Origin of the sequence: Streptomyces sp. NPDC048590 (assembly GCF_043199535.1) — a bacterium.
Lineage (GTDB): Bacteria > Actinomycetota > Actinomycetes > Streptomycetales > Streptomycetaceae > Streptomyces.
Genome location: NZ_JBICWC010000016.1, coordinates 56,173 through 80,292, shown reverse-complemented (window position 1 = coordinate 80,292; position 24,120 = coordinate 56,173). Strand labels below are relative to the sequence as shown.

14 protein-coding genes and 1 pseudogene are annotated in these 24,120 nt (G+C 70.8%); 5 read left to right on the top strand and 10 right to left on the bottom strand.

Annotated features, from left to right (window positions below; all coding sequences use genetic code 11):
• Positions 1 to 1,209: pseudogene (locus ACGFNN_RS33190) on the bottom strand (serine protease); the annotation flags it as partial.
• 345 nt (positions 1,210 to 1,554) lie between these two features.
• On the opposite strand from ACGFNN_RS33190, the gene ACGFNN_RS33185 reads away from it, so the two are divergent.
• Positions 1,555 to 5,658, top strand: coding sequence for a S8 family serine peptidase (locus ACGFNN_RS33185; RefSeq protein WP_393561570.1), 4,104 nt, complete (start codon positions 1,555 to 1,557; stop codon positions 5,656 to 5,658).
• 58 nt (positions 5,659 to 5,716) lie between these two features.
• Here the strand turns inward: ACGFNN_RS33185 and ACGFNN_RS33180 are convergent, their stop codons facing one another.
• Positions 5,717 to 6,625 carry a helix-turn-helix transcriptional regulator gene (locus ACGFNN_RS33180; RefSeq protein WP_393561568.1) on the bottom strand — a complete coding sequence of 303 codons (909 nt, stop codon included), beginning with the start codon at positions 6,623 to 6,625 and terminating at the stop codon, positions 5,717 to 5,719.
• A 193-nt stretch (positions 6,626 to 6,818) separates the two neighbouring features.
• On the opposite strand from ACGFNN_RS33180, the gene ACGFNN_RS33175 reads away from it, so the two are divergent.
• A complete protein-coding gene (locus tag ACGFNN_RS33175) occupies positions 6,819 to 10,571 on the top strand; it encodes a S8 family serine peptidase (RefSeq protein WP_393561566.1) in 3,753 nt (1,250 codons plus the stop codon).
• A 60-nt stretch (positions 10,572 to 10,631) separates the two neighbouring features.
• Here ACGFNN_RS33175 and ACGFNN_RS33170 read toward each other — a convergent pair whose 3' ends face one another.
• From ACGFNN_RS33170 to ACGFNN_RS33160, 3 genes are all read right to left on the bottom strand, one after another.
• The gene (locus tag ACGFNN_RS33170) at positions 10,632 to 11,984 is read right to left on the bottom strand and encodes an MFS transporter (protein ID WP_393561564.1); all 1,353 of its coding nucleotides are present in this window, start codon (positions 11,982 to 11,984) and stop codon (positions 10,632 to 10,634) included.
• 98 nt (positions 11,985 to 12,082) lie between these two features.
• Positions 12,083 to 13,747, bottom strand: coding sequence for an amidohydrolase (locus ACGFNN_RS33165; protein ID WP_393561562.1), 1,665 nt, complete (start codon positions 13,745 to 13,747; stop codon positions 12,083 to 12,085).
• 188 nt (positions 13,748 to 13,935) lie between these two features.
• Positions 13,936 to 14,835 (bottom strand): Lrp/AsnC family transcriptional regulator, encoded by a 900-nt coding sequence (locus ACGFNN_RS33160; RefSeq protein WP_393561560.1) that lies wholly within the window; start codon positions 14,833 to 14,835, stop codon positions 13,936 to 13,938.
• 209 nt (positions 14,836 to 15,044) lie between these two features.
• Here ACGFNN_RS33160 and ACGFNN_RS33155 point away from each other — a divergent pair, with 209 nt between their 5' ends.
• From ACGFNN_RS33155 to ACGFNN_RS33145, 3 genes are all read left to right on the top strand, one after another.
• A complete protein-coding gene (locus tag ACGFNN_RS33155; RefSeq protein WP_393561558.1) occupies positions 15,045 to 16,058 on the top strand; it encodes a C-terminal binding protein in 1,014 nt (337 codons plus the stop codon).
• The gene (locus ACGFNN_RS33150; RefSeq protein WP_393561556.1) at positions 16,055 to 16,843 is read left to right on the top strand and encodes a class II aldolase/adducin family protein; all 789 of its coding nucleotides are present in this window, start codon (positions 16,055 to 16,057) and stop codon (positions 16,841 to 16,843) included. The genes ACGFNN_RS33155 and ACGFNN_RS33150 overlap by 4 nt, the downstream gene beginning before the upstream one ends.
• A gap of 125 nt (positions 16,844 to 16,968) precedes the next feature.
• Positions 16,969 to 17,721, top strand: coding sequence for an esterase/lipase family protein (locus ACGFNN_RS33145; RefSeq protein WP_393561554.1), 753 nt, complete (start codon positions 16,969 to 16,971; stop codon positions 17,719 to 17,721).
• A gap of 78 nt (positions 17,722 to 17,799) precedes the next feature.
• On the opposite strand, the gene ACGFNN_RS33140 is transcribed toward ACGFNN_RS33145, so the two are convergent.
• From ACGFNN_RS33140 to ACGFNN_RS33120, 5 genes are all read right to left on the bottom strand, one after another.
• Positions 17,800 to 18,981 (bottom strand): Gfo/Idh/MocA family protein, encoded by a 1,182-nt coding sequence (locus tag ACGFNN_RS33140; protein ID WP_393561552.1) that lies wholly within the window; start codon positions 18,979 to 18,981, stop codon positions 17,800 to 17,802.
• A gap of 37 nt (positions 18,982 to 19,018) precedes the next feature.
• Positions 19,019 to 20,005, bottom strand: coding sequence for a hypothetical protein (locus tag ACGFNN_RS33135; RefSeq protein ID WP_393561550.1), 987 nt, complete (start codon positions 20,003 to 20,005; stop codon positions 19,019 to 19,021).
• Between the two features lie 687 nt (positions 20,006 to 20,692).
• A complete protein-coding gene (locus tag ACGFNN_RS33130) occupies positions 20,693 to 21,652 on the bottom strand; it encodes a carbohydrate ABC transporter permease (protein WP_393561548.1) in 960 nt (319 codons plus the stop codon).
• Positions 21,649 to 22,710 carry an ABC transporter permease gene (locus tag ACGFNN_RS33125; RefSeq protein ID WP_393561546.1) on the bottom strand — a complete coding sequence of 354 codons (1,062 nt, stop codon included), beginning with the start codon at positions 22,708 to 22,710 and terminating at the stop codon, positions 21,649 to 21,651. The genes ACGFNN_RS33130 and ACGFNN_RS33125 overlap by 4 nt, the downstream gene beginning before the upstream one ends.
• Positions 22,711 to 23,216: 506 nt before the next feature.
• Positions 23,217 to 24,017: a DeoR/GlpR family DNA-binding transcription regulator gene (locus ACGFNN_RS33120; protein WP_393561544.1), complete on the bottom strand. Its 801-nt coding sequence runs from the start codon at positions 24,015 to 24,017 to the stop codon at positions 23,217 to 23,219.
• Positions 24,018 to 24,120 lie beyond the last annotated feature (103 nt).

The following is a 24,120-nucleotide window of genomic DNA, read 5'->3' as shown; positions in this document are numbered from 1 at the left end:
CGCGGTGATACCGGCGACGTGGGTGGCGTGCGCGCCCGCGACGATACCGATGTTCACGAAGTCGGCGGTCTTCCCGACACTGCTCCCACCGCGCGGCGAGAGGTCCACGTCGTCCCGGTACTCCACGGTGAACGGCATCGACTCGGCGACCGCCGTCCCCGGGTCGTCGGTGCCGAACGTCCCCCACTTGCCGCTCTTCGCGTACGGCTCGACGACGTCGCTTTCGCCGAACGTGCGGTCCAGGTCGGCGTCGACCCAGATGCGGTGGTCGGAGGAGCGGTAGAGGACGGGGAACTTGTCCTTCGTGTCACCGTCCCTGTTGACGTCACCCCCGAGTTCCCCGCCCCAGGTCGTGCTCTCGTCGAAGAGCGCGAACTTGTACGTGCCGTCAGGTGCCTTGTAGTCGGCACCGCCGTACCGGAAGGTGCCGCCGGCGGCCGTGACCGAGGTCCGCAGCTCCAGCCAGGTCGGGTCGGCGTCGGTGACCGGGTCGGTCGCCGTCACCCAGTCCTGGATCTTCGGCTTGCCGTCCGTGGTGGTCCGCAGGGCCGGGTGGGCCGCGTCGACACCGGTGTCCAGGATGCCGACCGTGACACCCCGCCCGTCCCACGAGGGGTGCTCGGCGGTGAATCCGGTGGCGCCGGTCTCCGCGACCGGGAGGTACGGGTTGTCGGCGGGGGTGTCCTTGCCGGGTGCGGCGGGTCCGGTCTTCTCCGTACCGCCCTTGCTTGCCTTGCGGTCCCGGGAGGTGACGGGAGACGGGTCGGGGATCTTGTACGTCTCGTTCAGGTCGACCGCACGTACCGAGGAGAGTCCGCTGAGCGAGTCGACCTTCCCGGTGGGCACGGTCGCGCGGACGTAGCCGAGCTCGTCGTCCGCCTTCCCGACGTGGCCCCCGACCTCGGCGATCTTCTTGCGCAGCGTCTTCGTGTCGCCGCCACCGGTGGCGAGCATCACGGTGACCGTGGCCTTCTTGCCGCTCTCGGCCTTCTGCAGCAGCGTCCGGTCGTGGGAACCGAGCTTGTCACGTGTGGAGGCCAGGGCCTCCTTCGGGGAGTCGGAGACCGCCGCGCCCAGAGGCTGAGGGACGTCGGCCGCCGGGGCCGCCTGCGCGGGCAGGACCGACAGGCTCAGCAGCGAGCCGGTGAGGCCGGCCGCGAGGACGGCGGCGGTGAGCCGTCGTCCGCGGGGTGGTGAGGAGCGGGACATGAACTGCCTTTCGGAGTGGTGAGCCCTCGGGCAAGGACCGTGAACTCGTCGGTGACACGGCGTGCTCCGGTGACTTCCGGAGGGCCGTGGTCACGGTGTACCGAGCGGGCGACGGCTCGCGCACTGATGTCGGCTGGCGAGTGTGTGACACGGCGACAAACCGCCACGTGAGGCTCCAGCACCGCAGTGCCGACGCGGGACTGGCGACTTCGCGCCACGTCGCAATCCCGTCCGCGATCAGGGTTCCCCGTCACACTCCCGATCGCCGATGATCGTGCGATCCTGCCCCACCGCTCCCGCACGCGGTGATCAGCCAGCCCTCGACAACCGGAGCGGAGCCAGCGAATGACGACGCGAGCCCCGAGGCGTAAACGCCTCGTACTGACAGCGGCGGTGGCCGTGCTGGCCACTCTGGCCGCCGGAGCACCGGCGGCGGTGGCCGCGTCCTCCGCGTCCTCCGTCCCCGGCAGCGCACAGAAGCTGCTGTCGTCCCTGGACGAGCAGGAACTCGAGGCCCTGCACCGGATGGCCGGACTGGAGGTCGGTGGCCTGCACCTCACCGACAAGGCGGCGCTGCGCAGCTCCGAACCCGTCGACGTCATCGTGCAGTTGCGCACTCCGCCGGCCAGGACGGCGAAGCTGCTGGCGGCCGCCGAGGGGCGCAGCCTCAGCGACACGGAGGCCCACGCCGCCGTGGAGAAGGCCCAGGACACCTTCCGCGGCGCGCTGGAGGACATGTTCCCCCGGGACAAGGCGAAGAGCGGCCGTACGGCCGCGGCGCCCCGCCCCGGCCGCACCTTCACCCGTAGCTTCGACGGGGTCGGTCTGCGTGTGCCCGGCAACCGGGTCGCCGACCTGCTGGAACACGACGAGGTCGCCGCCGTCTGGCCCGACAGCACCGTCAAGGCCCTAGCCGACCCGGAGAGCAAGAGCCCCACGTCCACCCCCACCGCCGGCGGCGACGACGGAGGCGACGGCCCCGCACGCCTCCATGCCGAGGGCATCATCGGCAAGGGCGTCAAGGTCGGCATCATCGACACCGGCATCGACTACGACCACCCGGACCTCAAGGCCGCCTACAAGGGCGGCTACGACTTCGTCGACGACGACTCCGACCCCATGGAGACGACGTACGCGGACTGGAAGGCGTCGGGCCAGGCCGAGACCAACCGGGGCTCGACGTACTACACCGAGCACGGAACGCACGTCGCCGGGATCGTCGCCGGCCGGGGCGCGGCCTCGAAGGAACGCGCGGCGCACGGCGTCGCCCCCGGCGCCTCGGTGTACGCATACCGGGTCCTCGGCCCGTACGGCACCGGCCGTACCAGCGACATCCTCGCCGCGATGGACCGGGCGGCCGACGACGGCATGGACGTCGTCAACATGTCGCTCGGGGCCACGATCAACGATCCGCTCAGCCCCCAGTCCCTCGCCGCCGACAACCTTGTACTCGCCGGAGTCACCACGGTCATCGCCGCCGGCAACAGCGGCCCCGGCCCTCAGACACTGGGAAGCCCCGGCGCGGCCGCCCTGCCCCTCACCGTGGGCGCCCACGACGAGCCGGACACCCTCCCCGCGTACAGCCTCGGTGTCGGTGAGGCGAAGGCCGAAGGAAGGCTGCTTGCCCGCAAGTTCGACGACAGTCTGGACGAACTGGCCGACGGCACCTGGCCCGTCGTCGACGCCGGCACCGGAACGGCAGCCGGATACAACGGCAAGGACGTCACCGGCACGGCCGTCGTCGTCAAGCGGGGCGGCATCAGCCTCGACGAGAAGGTGAAGCGTGCCGCGACCAAGGGCGCGGTGGCCGTACTCCTCGTCAACGACAACGCCGAGGAAGGGCACATACCGTCCTACATAGGTGAGAGCCAGTCCTATGTGCCGGCGTTCTCACTGACAGCCGCGGACGGCGCGGCCCTCGCCGCCGATCCGGCCGCCCGGCTGTCCCTCACCCCGGCCGGAACGTTCACCCTGGGCAACGGCTCCCTCGCCTCGTTCAGCTCCCGCGGCCCCGTCTACGGCACCGCTGCCATCAAGCCCGAGGTGTCGGCCCCCGGCGTCAGCGTCCTGTCCTCCGTGCCGGCAGACGTCGTCGACCCGGAGGGAGGCGACCACACCTACGCGTACGCCCGGCTCAGCGGCACCTCCATGGCCTCGCCCTACGTCGCCGGCACCGCCGCGCTGATGCTCCAGCACGACCCGGACCTCGCCCCCGACGACATCAAGACCGCCCTGATGAACACCGCCGCCACGCTGCCCGGCGACACCAGCGTCTTCGACACCGGGGCGGGCTCGGTCGACCCGTACGCCGCCGTGCACGCCGCGGCCACGATCGACGTGGCCGCCTCCACGCCGTACGTCGCCGTCGACGGCACCCCTGGCGAGCTCACCCGGCGGACCGGCGCACTCGACCTCGGGGTGCTCCCGCTGGGCCGCAGGACCACCGACGTCCACACCCTGCGCCTGGCCAACCACGGCACCGAGCGCGGCACCTACCGCGTCACGACCACCTTCACCCGCGGCGCCGGAACCTCCGCCGACGCGAAGGCCGCGCACATCAGCCTGGCCACCGGCCCGCTGGTCACCGTCGGCAGGCACGGCTCCGCGAAGGTACGGGCCCTGCTGAACGTGCCCTCCTCCGCCCCCGCCGGCTACTACGAGGGCCACCTGACCCTGACACCCGTCGCCGGCAGGGGACACACCACGCTGCGCGTCCCCTTCGGCATGCGCGTCGCGAAGTCGGGCTTCGAGAAGATCGAGATGACCAAGTCCGTCCTGTCGACCGGACAGAACTCGCCCGACGGCGCGGTCGGCGGCGGAGCGGCGACCTTCAACCTCACCATGGCCGGCCAGCTGCGCAGCGTCGACGTGTTCCTCGCCGACGCCCGCGGCAAGGACCTCGGCTACCTCGGCGGCTTCAACACCGTCGGTCTCACCGAGGGCGTCGACTACGGCCCCGCCTCCGTCGGCGCCTGGTACTTCCCCTTCACCGGCCGCGCCGCCACCCCCGTCGACCCCAGGGGCCGCTGGATCGAGGACGGCCGCTACCAACTGCGCATCGTGGGAACCGACGCGCAGGGCGGTACCGACACCGAGATGCGTGACGTCTACGTCGACTCCCAGGCGCCGAGCTACGACGACGCCTACGGCGGGTGGGACCCGTCCCACCCGGTGGTCGTCCAACGGCCGGCCGACGCGACGTCGTTCACCGTGTCCGGAACCCTGCTCGATGCCCAGGCCGACGACATCCGCCGGTCCGGACTCGACATCGGCCAGGACGACAACGCGCTCTACTACTCCACCTACAGCCCCAACGCCCCGACCGGCCACAGCAACGCGGACACCGAGGGTCGGGTGACCGGCTCCCTGCCGCTCTCCTCGGGCGCGCCCACCACCTACATCAAGCTCTGGCCGACGGACGCCGCCGGCAACGTCGGGGACGTACGCGTGATCAACCTGATCAAGGAGGGCATGCCGTATCTGACGAGCGACGCGGACACCTCCGCCGCCCGCGCCGGAGACCGTGTCACCTACACGCTGACGGCGCACGACCTCCACCACTGGAAGTCCTTCTCCACCAAGATCCGTTACGACGAGCGGAACATCAGGATCGTCGGAGTCGAACCCACCGCGGAGCTGGCGGCCCACGATCCGTCGGCGATCAGCCGGACCGACACCCCGGGAGGGGCGCTGTCCTACGCCTCCCTCTCCTTCGACCTGCCGGGTGCGGAGGGGCTGAGCGACGACGAGATGCCGCTGCTGAAGGTGACGTACGAAGTGACCGGTGACGTCTGGACGGCGGCCGCCGGCCTGAACGCCGGTTCGGCGTACGCCCTCGACGCGCAGGGCACCAAGGTGCCGCTGAACTCCCAGTTCTACGGCTCCGTCCGGATGCTCAACGCGGAGTCCTCATTCAACGCACGCCCCGCGGCAGAGGCACTGCTGACGAAGGACTACGGCTTCGACAACGCACGGGACCACACCCTCGACGGCTTCGACGTCACCCTGACCGCGCCCGACGGCACCCGGTACACCCCGAAGGTCGACAAGACCGGGCGCGTGTCGGTCTCGGGGCTCACCCCCACCACGAAGCCCTACCGCCTGGAGATTGCCGTCCCCGGCCACTTCACCTGGCACGAGGACGTCGTCATGGCAGCCGACGACTTCGGCGGCGCGGGGGGCACCGTCGCAGGGACGCAGGCGGCGCTCGTCGCCGGTGACGTCAACGGCGACGACGTCATCGACGTCCGCGACGCGGCGACTGTCTACGAGGCACGCGGCAGCGCCGACCGGGCCGCCGACATCGACCACGACGGCACGGTCGACGCCCGGGACCTGAACTGGGTCGTCACCAACTACCTGGCGCACAACACCATGTCGGACCGCGTCACCGACCCGGTGAAGAAGCTGCACGGCCGGACGCTGGAGGACTACCTGAGCCTCATGTGAGAGCCGGCGGGGTCCGGAACGAGGGGGACGGACCCCGCCGCCCACCGGTGCGCGGCCCTCAGACCCAGTTGTTGCGCATCGCGTACCAGCCGAGCTGCACCCGTGAGGTGACCGCGGTCAGATCCATCAGCGCGCGCACCCGCCGCTGCACCGTACGCGGCGACGTGCCGAGCTGGTTGGCCGTCGCCGCGTCCGTCAGCCCGGACAGCATCAGCTGCAGGATCCGGCGGTCCATCGGGCTCAGATCGCCGTCCTCGCGGAGATACGGCCGCGATCTGCGCCACACCGACTCGAAGAGCTCGACGGCCAGCAGCGCCAGCGGGCGCCGGAGTTCCAGCGAACGGCCGGGCTCCAGCTGGACCAGTGCGGTCTCCCCGTCGGCCACGACCAGCTTGATCAGGGGCTGGTCCACGACACGGACCTCGTGACCGGCGGCCAGCCGCTCGTCCAGCGCGCGCAGCGCCGCCGGTTCGGAGAGGAAAGCCCGGTCCACGACGACCCGGTAGGCGGCCTGGCGGTTGCCGCCGTATCGGAGGGTCCCCGGGCGCGGACCGTCCGCCGACGGGGGCTGCTCCGATTCCCGCGCCCTGGGATCCTGAGGACCCTGTGCCTCCCCCTCCTCCCGCGCGGGCGGTTCCTCCTCGTCGAGGAGGGTCGTCGGCACCGGTGCCACCGTGTTCGCCCCGGACTGGAAGACGAGCAGCGAGGAGCGGGCCCCGTACTCCAGCTCGTTGAGCCGGACCGCCTGGTCCTCACGGCTGGTGCGGACGATGACCAGCCGCTCCGAGCCCTCGTCGGGACCGGCCCCCCAGCGGTCAAGGAGCCTCGTCAGCGAGGCGTCCGCTCTGCGCAGGTCCTCCTGCAGGTCGGTGAAGTGTGATCGGAGACCGGAGCCGGAAGGGTGGTTCGGCGCGGGGGTGACGGGCCCGGCGGGTGGCCGGGACGGTATTCCAAGATCGGACGACATGCCTCCCAGTGTCGTCGCACGCCTCCCATCGCGCCATCACCCGCTGCCCGCCGCGGTGGACAGCGGGTGATCCCGGACGGCGTGACGGAATCACGCCATGGCACTCTCTCGCCACCTTCATCCCCCCTTTTCCACCGCCGAATTGGCGAGTCTGCTGCCCAGCGGAAACCAACCATTCCCCTGGAGCACACCTGTGAGACGCACCAGACCCTGGCGGCAAACCGCCGCCGGCCTCGCGGCGGCCGCCCTGCTCGGCGTCGGCGCCCACCCGGCGATCGCCGACGGACCCGCGGAAGGCGTCGCCCCGGCGCCCGCCGGGCGCGCGGACACCGGTCGGCCCGTCACCGTCACCCTGATCACCGGCGACGTGGTCGACGCACGCGTGGACGCGAGCGGCGAAGTCCTGTCGGCGGCGCCCCGCCCCGTCGAGGGCACCGACCACCCCGCCGCCGTCTGGAAGGACGGGACGCACACCTACGTCTTCCCTCAGGGCACCGAGGAACTGGTCGACGCGGGCAAGCTCGACGCCGCACTGTTCGACATAGGCAAGCTGGTGGCCGACGGGTACGACGACGCACACGCGGGCGCCGTCCCCGTCATCGTCTCCTACCAGGGCGGGCGCACCCCCCGCAGCGCCGTCCCGGGCACCAGGACCACCGCGGGGCTCGACTCCATCGGCGGGGCCGGGCTGACCGTCGACAAGAAGTCCGCCGCCGACGCCTGGGAGGAGCTGGCGCCGAGCACCGGCAAGGCCAAGGCAGCGGCCGGAGCCGTGGACCGGATCTGGCTCGACGCCAAGGTGCGCGGCACGGCCGCACCCGCCCTCGGCACCCCCACCGTCCCGCTCACCGGGGCGGGCACCGCGCACCGCGAGGGACTCGACGGCGCCGGCGTGAAGGTGGCCGTCCTCGACACCGGCGCCGACGCCGCCCACCCCGACCTCGCCGGACGGATCGCCGCCACCAAGGTCTTCGTCAACGGCCAGGACGCCGACGACCGTACCGGCCACGGCACCCACACCGCCTCGACGATCGCCGGCACCGGGGCCGCCTCGGGCGGCCGGTACGCGGGCATGGCGCCCAAGGCGGACCTGCTCGTCGGCAAGGTCCTCGGCGACGACGGATCGGGCACCCTCAGCGGCATCGTCAACGGCATGGAGTGGGCCGTCGACCAGGGCGCCCGGGTCGTCTCCATGTCCCTCGGCGCGGACGGGGCCACCAGTTGCACCGGCCCGGACGTCGAGGCGGTGCAACGGCTCAGCGACAAGGCACTGTTCGTCATAGCCGCCGGCAACGCCTCGCTGCGCGGCACCGTCTCCACCCCCGGCTGCGCGCCGAGCGCCCTCACGGTCGGAGCCGTCGACCGGAAGGACCGCACCGCGTCGTTCTCCAGCCGCGGCCCGTCCGCCGACGGCCTGAGCGCCAAACCCGACATCGCCTCGCAGGGCGTCGACGTGGTCGCCGCACGCGCCGGTGGCCGGGGCGACCTGGCGTACCAGTCCATGTCCGGTACCTCGATGGCCACCCCGCACGTGGCGGGCGCGGCCGCGCTGCTCGCCCAGCAGCACCCGGACTTCACCCCGGTCCAGCTCAAGGCCCTGCTGACCGCTTCCGCCGAGGGCACCTCCGCGCCGGTGCTGGAACAGGGCGCCGGTCCGCTCGACGTCGCCCGCGCGGCCACCCAGCCGGTGACGGCACAGCCGGCGCCGCTGCTGGGCGACTTCGCCTACCCGCAGTCCGCCCTGGACCCGGTCGACAAGCCCGTCACCCTGACGAACGTCACCGACAGGCCCGTCACCCTGGCGCTCACCGTGCAGGACGTGCGCGGCGACGACGGCTCCCGGCTTTCCCGCTTCGCCTCCCCTGCGAAGCGTGTCGTGACCGTCCCCGCGAACGGCACCGCGGACGTCCCGGTCAGGATCGACCCGTCGGCCCGCCTGGACGACGGCGACTACGGCACCGTCACCGGCCGCCTCGTGGGCATCGGCGCCCACGGCGTCCGCGTCACCGTCCCCTTCGGCGTCCACATGGAGGTCCCCTCCGCCGACCTCACGGTCAAGGGCCTGGACCGGCACGGTGACCCCGCGGCCACACCGTCGACGTTCCAGCTGTTCGACGACCACCGCGACACCGCCAAGCGGTACACCATCGGCTACCCGGAGCCCGGCAGCACCACCGTCCGGGTCCCCCTCGGCACCTACGCGCTCAGCGGGCTGATCATGACCCGTGACGCGGCGGGAGACGTGGGCAGCGTCGCATCCGTCTCGCAGCTGTACGACGAGAAGATGACCGTGTCCGGGGACACCACCGTGACGCTCGACGCCCGCGACGCCCAGCAGATCTCCTGGGACACCGAACGGCCCAGCAAGCCCGCCGGATTCGCCGTCGGCATCACCTTCGGCCTGGACGACTCCAGGAGACTGCTGGCCGGCTACGTCACCGCGGTGCCCTCCTACGCGAAGGGCGTCTACGCGCAGCGCGTCACCCACGACGACCGTCTCACCTTCCTCGCCTCCGCCCGGCAGACCGCCCCGCTCGCCGAGCTGACCACGTCCGGCGGCCGGGTCCTCGACTCCCTGCCGGTACAGAAGGCGACCGAGTTCGACGGGAAGGGCTCCGCCCAGGTCGTGCCCATCGGACAGGGCACGGACGCGGCCTTCGCCGCCCACGACCTGACGGGCAAGGTGGCCCTGGTCGACGCCGGCACCGGAGGCGGCAACCCGTACAGCTGGGCACAGGCCGCTGCGAGGGCCGGAGCCGCAGGGGTCCTGGGCGCGGTCCCGGACAGCGAGGGCAGGTTCCAGCTGACCGGACCCGAGGGCGTCCCGCAGGCCACCATCACCTGGGCCGACTCGCTGGCGCTCAAGGCGGAGGCCGAGAAGGGCACCGCCACGGTGCGCTGGTCGGGCACGGCGACGGCGAAGAGCCCGTACCTCTACAACCTGGCGTACACCACCAAGGGGTCGATCCGTCCCGGCGTCCAGAAGGTGCGGGACTCCGCCCTCGCCCGACGGGACGCCCGCTACCACGTCCAGAACGACGCCGACACCACCTACTGGTCCGACGTCCAGGTGGGTCTGCCCGGCATGCCGGCGATCTGGGCAGGTGGTACGACGCTCCCGCTGCACGCACCGCAGGCCCGCACCGAGTTCTTCACCCCGGCCGGCTCCGAGGGGCTGACCTGGACGACGCTCATGCGCCGCAACCTCGGGGTGTACGAGGGCACCGCCTACGACGGCCCGCACACGGTCGCGAAGGGCAGCGCACCCTCACTCTGGTACAAGACCCCGTACGGGCCGGTGCGCAACACCTACGCCCGCTCGCTGATGACCCGCGACAGCAACCGGCTGTCCTACGTGATGCCGTCCTTCGGCGACGCGGGCGGGCACGACTCGACCCTCAGCCGCGGCGACTACGGCACCCGCCAGCTCCTGGTGAACGGTGAGCCGCAGGCCACCACGGCCGGTATGTTCACGCTGCCCGAGGAGAAGTCGGAGCTCACCGTCCGACAGACCTGGCAACGCCCGGTCTCGGCGGCCGACCGCACTGGCCTGGCCTACGCCACCGAGTGGAACTTCACCTCGGCCGCGTCCGACCAGGGGGCCCAGCGCCTGCTCGTCCCGGTCCTCGACATACCCAGCGACCTGCGCAACTCCCGCCCGGCGGGGGAGACGACCACGATCGGGATCGCCGCCGCCGTCGACGGCCAGGACAGCCCCGCCGACCTGAAGCGGGTGACCGTCGAGTACGCCTACGGGACCGAGAGCACCGTCGCCGCCGTGACGGGCTGGAACACCGCGGACGCGACACGGGTCCACGGCAGCTGGAGGGCCCAGCTCCCCGCCGACGTCCCGAAGGGCTCCTTCGTGCACCTGCGCGTCACCCTCGCCGACACCCAGGGGGCTGAGGTGAGTCAGACCCTGGTCCGCGCGTACGAGGTGCGCTGACATGACGGAGGCCCGGGCGGGAACCGCAGTACGCGGTTCCGGCCCGGGCCGACCGGGTTCTCAGGCGCCGACGGGCGCCGTGACGCGGGGTTCCGGCGAAGTCTCGCCCGCAACCCGCAGCCGGTGGTAGGTCCGCAGCCGCAGGGTGCACCAGATGCCGATGACGGAGACGGCCATCAGCGCCACCGCCGGCGGCCAGTACGCACCGCCCGCCAGGGACGACAGCCACACCGCCGTGACCGGGGCGAAACCGGCGAAGACCATGTTGCAGATCTGGTAGGAGAGCGAGATGCCGGTGTAGCGCACGTGCGGGGCGAAGCCGTCCGCGAGGATCGCCGCCATCGGCCCGTACAGCGCCGACATCACCAGACGCATCGCCAGCATCGTCAGATAGATCAGGAAGACGCTCGCGGTTCCCATCACCATGAACTGCGGCAGCGAGAGCAGCACGACACCGGCGAGCCCGGCGACGACCACCCGGTGCGCCCCGATCCTGTCACCCCACAGCGAGAGGAACGGGGTGACGACGAGCTCCAGGAAGGCCGCCAGGGAGAGGCCGTTGAGGAGCATCGACTCCGACAGGTGCAGTTCGTCGGTGCCGTAGGACAGCAGATAACTCGTCACGACGTAGTAGCCGCCGGTGGCCGTGGCCAGGGCGAACACGCCCACCAGGACCGTCTTCCAGTCCTTCTGCAGCACCTCGGTGACGGGCAGCCTGCTCGCACCCGGCTTCTCCGACTGCTCGGCGTGGATGTCCTCCATCACCGGGGAGTCCTCCAGCTTGGTGCGGACGATCAGCCCGATGATCACGAGCACCGACGACGCCAGGAACGGCACCCGCCAGCCCCAGTCGTGGAAGGCGTCGCTGCCGAACAGGTTCATCAGGCTGAAGGCACCGGTGGAGAGCAGGGCGCCGACCGAGGAGCCGAGCTGCGCGAAGGAGCCGAAGAAGGTGGCACGGCCCTTCGGCGCGTTCTCGACCGCGATCAGTACGGCCCCGCCCCACTCGCCGCCGATCGCGATGCCCTGGACCAGGCGCAGGGTGATCAGCAGGATCGGCGCGAGCGCCCCGACCTGTCCGTACGTCGGCAGCAGACCGATGGCGAAGGACGCGATCCCCATCATCAGCAGCGTGATGACCAGGGTCTTCTTGCGGCCCACCCGGTCACCGATGTGACCGAAGACGATCCCGCCGAGCGGACGGAGCAGGAACCCGACGGCGAACGTCGCGAACGAGGCGATCGTCTTGAGGGCCGTCGGCATGTCGGCGGGGAAGAAGACATCGTCGAAGACGAGCGCGGCCGCCGTGGCGAACGCGTAGAAGTCGTACCACTCGATGGACGTGCCGGCCAGGGCGGCGAAGGCCGACCTGTACGGACTCGGGGACTTGCTCGGGGTGGTGCGGTCCGTCACTGGGACCTCCGGCAGGGATGAGGGAAGGGGACGGTGGGGTGCCCGCCCGGCGATCCGGCGGGCACCCTGGAACGACTACGACTGATACGGGGAGGGGATCAGCGGCCGGCGGCGGCCCAGGCGCGCTGTCCGCCCACCCAGGTCTCGCGGACACGGATGCCGGTGAGCTCCTCGGCGGACACCGTGAGCGGGTCGGCGTCCAGGACGACGAAGTCGGCCAGCATGCCCGGAGCGAGCGCCCCGACCGAGTCCTCGCGGTGCAGTGCCCGCGCGGCCGCGGCGGTGTGCGCGTGCAGCCCCGCCTCGACGGGAAGCCGGAGCGACTCGTCGCCGAGGACGGTGCCCAGCACGGTACGGCGGGTGGCCGCGGCGGCCACCGCCTCCAGCGGCGCGGGCGGCGCCACCGGGGCGTCGGAGGAGAAGACGACCGGGACGTCCGCGTCGGCGCAGCGGCCGGCCGGGTTGTAGCGGTGGCCGAGCTCTCCGACGGCGGTCAGCGTGCCGTCACCGGTGCGCAGGTGGTGCTGCGGCTGCATGACGGGGACGACGCCGAGCGTGCCCATGCGGTCGATCTGCTCGTCGGTCGGCAGGCCGCAGTGCTCGATGCGGTGGCGCATGTCGGGGCGCTCCCGGTCGGCCTGTGCCTTCTCGACGGCGTCGAGCACCATGCCGATGGCGTAGGGCGACTGGGCGTGCGTCGCGGTCTGCAGCCCGGCCGCGTGGGCGCGGCGGACGATGTCCGCGTACTCCTCGACCGAGTGGTAGAGCTGGCCGTGGTGGCAGCAGTCGGCGGCGTACCCCTCGGGGAAGTACGCGGTCCAGCCGCCGAGGGTGCCGTCCGCGTAGAACTTCACGCCCTGGATACGGAAGCGGTCGTCGCCGAATCCGCGCACGGCGCCGAGCTCCAGCGCGGTGTCGAGGAGGGCCGAGGTGAGGTACGCCGAGACGCGCATGCGGAGGCTGCCGTCGTCGGCGGCCCGGAGGTAGGTCGCCATCTCGCGCCGGGAGACCTGGGCGTCGCCGATGGTGGTGACACCTGCCGCCAGGAAGACCTCCTGGGCGCGCAGCAGGTGGTCGGCCATGATCTCTTCCGGCTCGGAGAGGTGGAAGTTCGGCCCGTGGTTGCCGATCTTCACCCCGGCCGGTCCGGTCAGCAGGTCGCAGGCCGCGTCCCACAGCTGCCCGTCGGGCTCGCCCTGGTGCTCGCCGTCGGCGAAGTGGCCGATGCTGCCGCCCTCGGGGGAGGGGGTGGAGGCGGTGATGCCGCAGGTGCGCAGCGTGTGGGAGTTGACGACGCCACCGTGTCCGGAGGCGTTCATGACGTAGACCTCACGGTCCCCGGACACCCGGTCCAGGTCGTGGCAGGTGGGGTGACGCTGCTCCGCCAGTCGGCGGTGCTCGTAGCCGAAGCCGCGAACCGGGACGCCGGCCGGAAGCTCGCGCTCCGCCTCGCGCAGCACCTCCACCAGGGTCTCGATGTCCGGCACGCGCTCGGGGCGCAGATCGACCCAGGCCAGCGCCTGCCCGTACATGACCGGGTGGCAGTGGGCGTCGACGAAACCGGGGTGGACGAGCCCGCCGTCCAGGACGAGCTCCTCGTCGACCCGGCCGAGCGCCGCGCGGGCGTCCTCGGCCGAGCCCACGTGCACGACGCGGTCGCCGCGCACGGCCAGGGCCTCGGCGCGGTCTGAGGTGCCGGCGACGGCTACGGCCGCACCCGTGACGAGCAGGGTGCGCTCGGGGGTCTCGGTGGGACGGGGCATGGGGGGCCTGCTTTCGACCGGGGATGTGCAGAAGAGTGCCGACAGACGTTTCGGCTCGCTGAACGATATGAAACGAACGACTGATTGACCAGAGGGGGAGGTGGTCAATTTTTGTAAAGTCGGATCGACGTCTTGCTTACGGATCGTCAGTCGTGCGGCACTCGGCTCCGATGGGCGGCCCCGAGCCGTCAGGCTGGACGTGCCCCGATGTCGTACCGCTCCTTGATCAGCTCCAGGTGGAACCAGCTCTCCACGTCGCGGACCGCGGGCAGGCCGCGAAGCCCCTCCAGGGTGTGCAGGACCGCGCCCGTCGACTCCGCGGTGATCGTGCCGACGAGCTCCGCCCTGCCCAGGCAGGTCGACAGGAACGTCACCCGCTCGAAGCGCTCCACCACGGCCGCGACGGCGGACGCCTCGCCGGTCACCCGCAGGCTGAACCCGCACAGGAAGCCCATCCCCAGGACGTCGGGCCGGACCAGCGCGACCACCTTGGCCACGCCCCCGTCGAGGAGGCGCAGGGTGCGTGACCGGGTCGCCCCGGCCGACAGGCCCACGCGCGGCGCCAGCTCGGCGAAGGGAAGCCGCCCGTCCTCCTCCAGCGCGGCGAGGATCCGCTCGTCGACCTCGTCCTGCAGGGCGACGGTGGGTTCCTCCGTCAGCAGGTACGGGTCCTTGACATGCCGGGTCGCCACCAGGGAGTCCACGGCGCTGACGCCCGGCGTCGCCCGGATGCGCTCGATCGTCCGATCCAGCTCGCCGAAGCCCGCGGTGCGCAGCTCGGTCATGATCGCCCACCGGCCGCTGGTCAGCGTCACGAACGGCGCCTGGGGGAGTGCGGCGATCGCCCGCGCCACCTCGCCGGCCCCGCCCTCGGTCGCGATGGACAGGTGTGCGGACGCGGAGAGACTGCGTACGGCGGGGTGCACGATGGCCACGACCCGGACGGCGCCCGACTCCTGGAGGCGCTGGACGCGCATGCGGGTCGCCGGACGCGACAGGCCCACCCGCTGCGCCAGCGTCTCGTAGGTGAGCCGTCCGTCCGTCTGCAGCTCCCGCACGATCGACAGGTCCGTCTCGTCGAGCTCCATGTGCTGTTCCCCTCCGCTTTCGGTTCCGCCCACCGTGGGCATGGCCGGGCGTCCGCTCATTGTCGGTCAGGCGACTCCGCGCCCTGGCGGCGGAGTCGAGGTCCGCCCCGCCACCTTGCGACAATCATCTCGTTCGATCTAGACAAAGAGCACAGTGGAAACGTAACTTTTCATGCGAGCGAACGATCGAATCATCCCTGGAGGCTGTTGTGTCGCGACCCGTCGCCGTGATCACCGACACGGAGGAGCTGGATCCCGGCCCCGGCGTCCAGCTGCTGGCGGACGCCGGCTTCGAGGTCCGGGTGGCCGACAGCCGCGACCCCGAGGTCATCGCCGCGGCCGCCCACGACGCCGACGCGCTGATCGTCGGCTACGCCCGGGTCGACGCCGCCCTCCTCGACCGCCTGCCGCAGGTGCGGATCATCGCCACCATGTCCGCCGGACACGACATGGTCGACACCGCCGAGGCCGCCCGGCGAGGGCTGTGGGTCACCAACCTGCCGCACGCCGCCACCGAGGACGTCGCCGTGCACGCCCTCGCCTCGGCGCTCTCCCTCGTCCGCAGGCTGCCCCAGGCGGATGCCGTGGTCCGCTCCGGCGGCTGGAACGAGGACTTCACCGAGGTGCCCCGGCGGGCGAGCGAACTCACCCTGGGCCTGGTCGGCTTCGGACGCATCGCCCGCACCCTGGCCCGCATCGCCGCCCCCGTCTTCGGCCGGATCGCCGCCTACGACCCGCACGCCTCCGGGACCGACTGGCCCGAGGGCGTCGAACGGCTCGGCCTGGACGACCTGGTCGCCGGAGCCGACGTCCTGTCGCTGCACACCCCGTCCACCCCGGAGACCCGGGGCATGGCGGACGCGGCACTCTTCGCCCGGATGCGCCCCGGAAGCATGCTGGTGAACGTCTCACGCGGTGACCTCGTCGCCCCGGAGGCGCTCCTCGCCGCCCTCGACAGCGGCCACCTCACCGGCGCCGCACTCGACGTCTTCCCGGTCGAGCCCCCGGCCCCCGACGACCGGCTTCGCACCCATCCCCGGCTCCAGCTCTCCCCGCACAGCGCGTTCCTGACCGACACGTCCCTGCGCGCCTACATCCTCGAACCCGCCCGGAACGTCCTCGCATGGTGGACCACCGGACGCCCGCACACCCCCGTCGTCGTACCGGCCGAGCGGACTCCTCACGCTCAGCCCGCCCCCGTCCAGCAAGGAGCGCCCGCGTGACCGAGACACTCACCACCCCCGCCACCACCGTCGCGGACAGCGCGGCCGAGGAACTTCGTCTGCGGCGCGAACTGGCCGCCGTCTACCGCCTCGTCGCGCACTACCGGATGACGGACCTGATCTTCACCCACATCTCGCAGCGCCTCCCCGGCCCCGAGAACCACTTCCTCATCAACCCGTACGGGCTGATGTTCGAGGAGATCACCGCCTCCAACCTGGTGAAGATCGACCTCGACGGAAATCCGGTCGAGCCGACCCCCCACCCCGTCAACCCGGCCGGCTTCGTGATCCACAGCGCGATCCACAAGGCCCGCACCGACGCCCACTGCGTCCTGCACACCCACACGAAGGCGGGCTGCGCCGTCGCCGCGCAGCAGGGCGGACTCCTCCCGCTCAACCAGATGTCCATGGAGTTCCACAACCGCCTCGGCTACCACGACTACGAGGGAGTCGCCCTCAACCTCGACGAGCAGGAGCGACTGGTCGCCGACCTCGGCGGCCACCCCGCGCTCGTCCTGCGCAACCACGGCCTACTGACGGTCGGGGAGAGCGCCGCCCAGGCCTTCCTGCGGATGTACTACCTGGAGAAGGCCTGCGAGATCCAGGTCACTGCCCAGGCCGCCGGCACTCCGCTGGTCCTGCCGCCGGAGCAGGTCTGCGAGTACACCGCCCAGCAGCTCGCGGGCGAGGCCACGGCCGACTTCCAGGACGACATCGCCTACGACCTGGCGTGGGCGGCACTGCTGCGCCTCGTCGAGCGGATCGCCCCCGACTACAAGGACTGAGGACGGGAGGGGAGGACCTTCACCGGTCCTCCCCTCGTACACCGGTGATTTCACCGATGGCGCCGCTGCGACGCGACCGGGACTCTGAGCGGACCAAGCATCCGCTCACCCGTCAGGAGCGTTCCATGCGTCGTCGTTCACCGCGCCGGCTTCTCGGCGTTCTCGCGGCGGTCACCGTCGCGTTCTCCCTGTTCTCGTCCGCCTCCACGGCGGGGGCCGCGGACGCCCCGGCCAAGTCGGTGCCGAGCGCAGCGGCGGCGCAGCCGGCCGCCGCTGCCGCACCCCTGTCGACGAGCACCCCGGTGGTCTTCGTCCACGGCTACACCGGCAGCGCCTCGAACTGGACCACCGCCATGAGCGTCTTCCGGGCCAACGGCTGGTCGAGTTCGAACCTGTTCGCCTACGAGTACAACTCCTACGGCAGCAACACCATAAACGCCCAGGGCCTGGCCTCGTTCGTGAACAACGTGAAGTCGCGGACCGGCGCGAGCAAGGTAGCGATCGTCAACCACTCGATGGGCGGCCTGGTCAGCCAGTACTACCTGAAGGTGCTGGGCGGCAGCAGCAGCGTCAGCCACCTCGCCTCGATCGCCGGAGCCAACCACGGCACCACCTACGCCGGCGCCTGCCTCGCCTTCATCACCTGCCAGCAGATGTACCCGGGGTCGGCGTTCATCGCGCAGATCAGCCTGGGTGACGAGACCCCGGGGGCCACGGAGTACGCCACCTGGTACTCGGCCTGCGACGGCATCATCATCCCCTACACCAGCACCCGGCTGAGCGGGGCGGACAACAACAGCGTGCTCTGCGAGACCCACCTCGGGTTCCTCGCGAACACCTCCGTCCTCGGTGAGATCGCCCGCTTCATCGCTTCCTGACCCATCACGTACCACCGGGTGGCGCGGGCCCTCACGGCCCGCGCCACCCGTCGTGTGTTCCCCGGCTGCCGCCTCGGGTCAGGCTCCCGCGCGCACCTGGCCGTTCTCGAAGTACGCGATCAGCTCCGGGTCGAGAGCCGGCACGTCGTAGGGGACACCACCCTCGCGCAGCGACCGCGTAGCGAGCACACCCGCGGCGACGCTCATCCGCGCCGCGACCGGCGAGGTGTCGGTGGCGCCTCCGTCGCGGACGAAGCGGGCGAACTCCCGCATGATCCTGGTGTCCCCGCCACCGTGCGAGCCGCCCGCGTCCGGGACCCGGTAGGTGATGTCGGCCTCGGCCCGGTACCCGCTGGGCCCGGTGTTCCAGACCCTGACCTCGTCCCCGGGACCGTCGCCGAAGTTCTCCAGCCGGCCCTCCGTACCGATGACCGTGTAGTTGCGCCAGTAGTCGGGGGTGAAGTGGCACTGCTGGTAGGCGGCGACCACACCGTTGTCGAGCTGCATGTTCATCACCGACACGTCCTCGACGTCGACGATGTGGTGCAGGTCCTTACGGGCGGTCGGCGGCCAGTCGTACTCCTTCAGCCAGTTGTCCGGACGCGGGGTGTCCGCCTCCCGGCGCGGCAGACCGCCGTACACGAGGAGGTCGCCGAGGGCGTTGACCCGGCTGGTGTAGCCGCCGGCCAGCCAGTGCAGCACATCGATGTCGTGGGCGGCCTTCTGGAGCAGCAGGCCCGTGGTGCGGGTCCGGTCGGCGTGCCAGTCCTTGAAGTAGTAGTCACCGCCGTAGCCGACGAAGTGCCGCACCCAGACTGCCTTCGGCTCACCGATGTCGCCGCGCGCGATGATGTCGCGCATCAGGCGCACGACACCCATGTGCCGCATGTTGTGGCCCACGTACAGCCGGCTGCCGGTCTCGTACGCCGCGCGCAGGATGGTGTCGCAGCTCTCGACGGTGATCCCGAGCGGCTTCTCCACGAAGACCGCCTTGCCGGCCCTGAGGGCGTCGACGGCGATGGTCTCGTGGGTGTCGTCCGGGGTCGCGACGATGATCGCGTCCAGGTCGTCCCGGTCGAGGAGCTGCTTGTAGTCCTCGACGGCGACCTCGGTGCCGAACCGCTCGGCTTCCCGGCGGCGCACCTCCGGGTCGAGGTCGCAGACGGCGGCGATCACCGAACCGTCGCCCGGATGGTGGGCGGACGTCGCGATGGAGCGGCGCAGGCCGAGCCCGATGACGCCGAAGCGCAGGTCTGACACGGGAAACCCTTCTCTCTTGTGTGTACGGGGGCGGGCGCTACTTGCCGGCCAGCGAGGCCTCGAACTCGGCGCGCATCTTGTCGCCGCCACCGGAACGCCACTTCCGCAGCTCCTCCTTGAAGGCGGACAGCGGCTTGCGGCCGGCGACGATGTCCTTCTGCACATCGCTCATCGAGGTGGTCAGCGAGGCGCTCTTGCTGGTCGAGGTGTCCGAGAAGTGCCCGCTGGTCGGGTTCGACTGGCTCATCGCCAGGAGCTCCTTCTGCCAGCCGTAGATCTGGCGGGCCGCGTCCGGCTTGCCCGGCAGGTAGATGTACTCGGGGCCGGCGGCGAGGAAGGCGAGCGGCATGGCGGTGGTGACCGCCTCCGCGTTGCCCTTCGCGGTCAGCTTGATGTCACCGTCGGAGGTGCGGTTCCAGTGGGTGCCCTCGATACCGTTGTCGAGGAACAGCCGCTCCTCGGTCCCGAACGGGGCGGCCAGGTAGTCCATGACGCCCAGCAGCATCTTCACCCTGGCCTTGTCGGCCTTCTTGCTGATCGCCGTGTAACCGACGGAGCCGTACCCGAGGCTGTACTTCGGGGTCGCCCCCGCCTTGCCGGCGAAGGGCACGATGACGCCGAACGGGAAGTCGTACGTCTTCACGTCGACCAGGAAGCTCGGGAAGGACTGCACATAGGCGCCGAGCGAGCCCTGCGCCATCTTCTCCATGGTGGTGCTGAGGTTCGGGTCCGGCCAGAAGAGGCCGGCCTTGGCGACCTTGACGGCGAAGGCCAGGGCCTCCTGGTACTCCTCCGTCTCGTAGGCGTGGGTGAGCTTCCCGCCTTCCAGACGCCAGCCGGACGGGGCCCCGAACCACTGACTGAACATCCCGATGTGGTTCACGTACGCCGGCTCCAGGACGTACTTGTTCCGCTTGGCGTCGAGGAGCTCCTTGCCCTTGGCGAGGAAGTCCTCGGCGTCGCTGAACTCCGCGCCGCCGACCGGCTTCCAGTAGTCCTGGTTGACGACGTAGACCTGGCCCATCGAGCCGTACGCCACCGTGACACCGCGGTCTTCCAGGCGGTGGTCGGCAGGTTCGCCAGGTTCGGGTAGTCCTTCACGGCGTCCCCGGAGAGGTACGGGGTGAGGTCGTGGAACTTCGCGTCGAGGAGCTCGGGCACCCGCTGGATGCCCTGGTTCGGCGGGAACCACACCAGGTCCGGGATGTCGCCGCCGGCCATCATCGCGTTGAACTTGGTGAGGTAGGCGTCGACGCCCTGGTCGACCACGATGGTCATGTCGAACTTCGCTCCGAGGCGCTTGTTCAGCTCCTGCCAGTACCCGTTCCTGCCCTGCGCCGGGGCAGGCGTCGTGAACGTCTCGGTCAGCGCCGTGATGGTGCTGCCGTCACCGGGCGCCTTCGGCACCGACCGGACGAGCTTCTTCGGATAGCGCAGATACGTGGCGTCCAGCCCCGAGGCGTTGCCGGCGAGGTCCGCGGGGGCGGTCTGCGCGCCGACGTACGTCGGGAGCTTCAGCTTGGCGGAAGCCTTGGCACCGCCCTTGGAGACGGACGCACCGCTGCCGCACGCGGTGAGAGACGACAGACCCGCGACGGTGAGTCCGGCTATGCCCGCCGCGCTCAGGAAGCCGCGCCTGGACAGGTTGGTGGACATGGTGCTCCTCGGTGGGTGGGATGCGGGGAAGTGGAGGGGGCGCCGGCGGGCGGGATCAGCCCTTGACGGCGCCGGTGAGGACGCCCTTGACGAAGAACCGCTGGAGGAAGGGGTAGACGCAGAGGATCGGCACGATCGCGATGATCAGCACGGCCATCTGCAGCGAGGTGGCGGGCGGGATCGCGTGGACTCCCATGGCCTGCGCGTTGATGCTCTGCCCGTTGAGGACGTAGGAACGCAGGATCACCTGGATCGGGAACTTGTCCGAGTCGTTCAGGTACAGCACCGCGTTGAAGAAGCTGTTCCAGTAGCCGACCGCGTAGAAGAGGCCGACCACCGCCAGCACCGCCTTGGACAGCGGGAGGACGATCCGGAAGAGGACGGTGGCCTCACCCGCGCCGTCGATCCTCGCCGCGTCGTACAGCTCCTCCGGGATGCTCTGGAAGAAGGAGCGGACGACCACGATGTTGAAGGCGTTCAGGAGCACCGGAAGGATCAGCGAGGCGTAGGTGTCGAGCATCTTGAACTGCTGGACGGCCAGATAGGTGGGGATGATCCCCGGCGCGAAGAGGAACGTGCCCAGGACCAGCAGCAGGATCGGCTTGCCCAGGACCGTGCCGGGCCGGGAGGTGCCGTAGGCGATCATCACCGTGCAGGCGAGGCTCAGTGCTGTACCGATCAGGGTGATGAAGACGGACACCACCGCGGCCTGGGTGACCACCCCGCCGGAGAGGATGACCCGGTAGGCCTCCAGCGTCGGGTGGTGCGGGAACAGGACGTAGCCGCCGTTGGCGTTGAGCTCCTCCCGGCCTGCCAGGCTGGTGCCGATGGCCAGGACGAACGGATAGAGCACGATCACCGTGAGCACCGCCAGCGCGATGCCCTTCGCCCCCTGCCCGTACCAGCGCGGCTGCTCCATCCACGGCGGACGGCCCTTCGAGGACCGTCGCCGTACGGCACCGCCTGCAGCGGGTTTCGCCGGCCGCAGCCGCGCCACGAGGGTCTGCTGACTCATCGGTACACTCCCTGCTCACCGAAGCGGTGTGCCAGCTTGTTGGCGGCGAGGATCAGGGCGAATCCGATGACGCCCTTCATCAGCCCGGCGGCGGTGCTCATGCCCCAGTCGCCGTCCACGACGCCGTGGTAGTAGACGTACGTGTCCATGACCTCGGCCGCGTCGCTGCCGACGGCGTCGCGCTGGAGCATGATCTGCTCGAAGCCGACCGAGAGGATGTCGCCGAGCCGCAGGATCAGCAGCATGAGGATCACCGGCCGGATGCCCGGAAGGGTGATGTGCCAGATCCTGCGCAGCCACCCCGCCCCGTCCATGGCGGCGGACTCGTACTGGCCCATGTCGATCGAGGCGATCGAGGCCAGGAAGATGATCGTCCCCCAGCCGCAGTCCTTCCAGATGGCCTGCGCGGTGATGAGCAGCTTGAATGTGTCCGGGTTGGTCATCACGTTGCCGATGCTCACCCCGTGCTCCATCAGGAGCGTGGTCACCGAACCCGCCCCGCCCAGCACCTGCTTGAACATCGCGACCACGACCACCCACGACAGGAAGTGCGGGAGGTAGACGATCGTCTGGATGAACCGCTTGACCTTCTCGCTGATCAGCGAGTTGAGCAGCAGCGCCAGGGCGATGGGGGCCGGGAAGTACAGCAGCAGCTGGATCACGGTGATCTGCAGGGTGTTGGAGACCGCGGACCAGAAGTCGGGCTCGGCGAGCAGCGCCGTGAAGTTCGCGAGGCCGACGAACGGACTGTCCTTGAAGCCGAGGAACGGCTGGTAGTCCTGGAACGCGACGACGTTCCCTGCGAGCGGCAGGTAGAAGAAGAGCACGAAGTACAGGACGCCGGGCAGGCAGAACAACAGCAGGGCGCGGTCACGCTTCAGGCGGTGCCGCAGCGGCGGCCGTACCCGGTGCCCGTCCTGCTTCGACGGTCCGGGCTTCGTGGAGCGGGACTTCGGCGGTCCCGGCCTCGCCGGTCCGGATGAACCCGCGTCGTCCGGGTCACGGGGCTGCCTCGCCGGCGACCGCACCGATGAGAGTGGCGCATCTGCCGTAGTCACAGGCACCTCCAGGGCTGATGGAGCAGAGGGGAGCCACCACGGTGCTGGGGAGCGCACACCCCGACGGCACGACCGTCGACCGCTCCGCAGTGACAGCCACATAGTTCACGACGGTGCACGTGAATGGCAAGAGCTGCTCATTTCGCCGTGGTAACGAACATCTATAGACACACCCAAGAATTGCTGTGCATGACATATGTGCCGGTATGCCTCCCGTGGACCTCTGCCGTTCAGGCACAGAAGGGTCACATGTGCCCTTTGAGGTCTGTGTGGGCGGTGCCGTGCGTGCTCGTCGATGCTCGGTTCCGTGTGAACAGCGCATCCCCGGCCGTCCGCTGGGGGCGTGGCGGCGGGAGCGTGCCGCCGCGAGCCGCATGCGACACGCTCTCGGGAGGGCCGGCGGCCGGGGCGGCGTCCTCGGGCGCCGGGGGAGGCCGGTGCCGCGGTGGGGCGCGCACCGGCCGCCGGCGGGCTCGGGGCGCGCTGTCCGGGTCGCGCCGTTCAGGTCACACGGCGATGACCGTGACGCCCGCCTCGCTGAAGCGGGATGAGGCCTCAGGGCTGATCCCGGAGTCGGTCACCAGGAAGTCGATCCGGTCGAGGCCGCAGACCCGGGCGAAGGCGCGCTTGCCGATCTTCGAGGAGTCGGCGGCCACGACGACCCGCTGGGCCTGCTCGGCGAGGAGCCTGTTGATGCTGGCCTCGCCCTCGTGGTGGACATGGGCGCCACGCTCGGTGTCGATCGCGTTCACCCCCAGTACGGCGACGTCCAGGGTGATCTCACCGAGCACCCCGCTGGCCAGCGGACCGGTGAGCTCGTACGACTGCGGCCTGGCCACCCCGCCGGTCACCACGGTCTTGATCTGTGGCCGGATCACCAGCTCGTTGGCGATGTTGAGGGCGTTGGTGACCACGGTGAGCATCGGCTGGGCCCCCGCCCCGGAGGCGGGATCGCCGACGATGTCGGAGCGCACCGCCAGCGAGCGGGCGACCTCGGTGATCGTCGTGCCCCCGGTCAGCCCCACCACCTCGCCCACGGCCACCAGTTCGGAGACCGCCCGGCCGATGGCCTGCTTCTCCGCCGCGTTGCGCCCGGACTTGTAGCGGAGCGCCAGCTCGTACGAGACCCCGTGCGCCACGGCGCCGCCGCGGGTACGGGTGAGCAGGTGCTGCTCGGCGAGCTGGTCCAGGTCGCGGCGGATGGTCGCGGCCGAGACGTCCAGCGTCGTGGCGGCGTCCTCGACCTCGACCCTGCCGTTCTTTCCGACAAGCTCCAGCAGTGCGTTCCACCGGGCATCCCTGGACAACAGAACTCTCCTTAGACGTCCGGGATTCGGGCATGCACTACCTGGGGTGCGGTCGCCGGACACGCGTAAGCGTGGCACAAGACACCGTGCAGTCAAGTTCCAC

Bases quoted from the DNA above. Each gene is read 5' to 3' on its own strand.
- ACGFNN_RS33185 (WP_393561570.1), top strand. From the start codon at position 1,555: ATGACGACGCGAGCCCCGAGGCGTAAACGCCTCGTACTGACAGCGGCG.
- ACGFNN_RS33180 (WP_393561568.1), bottom strand. From the start codon at position 6,625: ATGTCGTCCGATCTTGGAATACCGTCCCGGCCACCCGCCGGGCCCGTC.
- ACGFNN_RS33165 (WP_393561562.1), bottom strand. From the start codon at position 13,747: ATGCCCCGTCCCACCGAGACCCCCGAGCGCACCCTGCTCGTCACGGGT.
- ACGFNN_RS33160 (WP_393561560.1), bottom strand. From the start codon at position 14,835: ATGGAGCTCGACGAGACGGACCTGTCGATCGTGCGGGAGCTGCAGACG.
- ACGFNN_RS33145 (WP_393561554.1), top strand. From the start codon at position 16,969: ATGCGTCGTCGTTCACCGCGCCGGCTTCTCGGCGTTCTCGCGGCGGTC.
- ACGFNN_RS33135 (WP_393561550.1), bottom strand. From the start codon at position 20,005: ATGGGCCAGGTCTACGTCGTCAACCAGGACTACTGGAAGCCGGTCGGC.
- ACGFNN_RS33130 (WP_393561548.1), bottom strand. From the start codon at position 21,652: ATGAGTCAGCAGACCCTCGTGGCGCGGCTGCGGCCGGCGAAACCCGCT.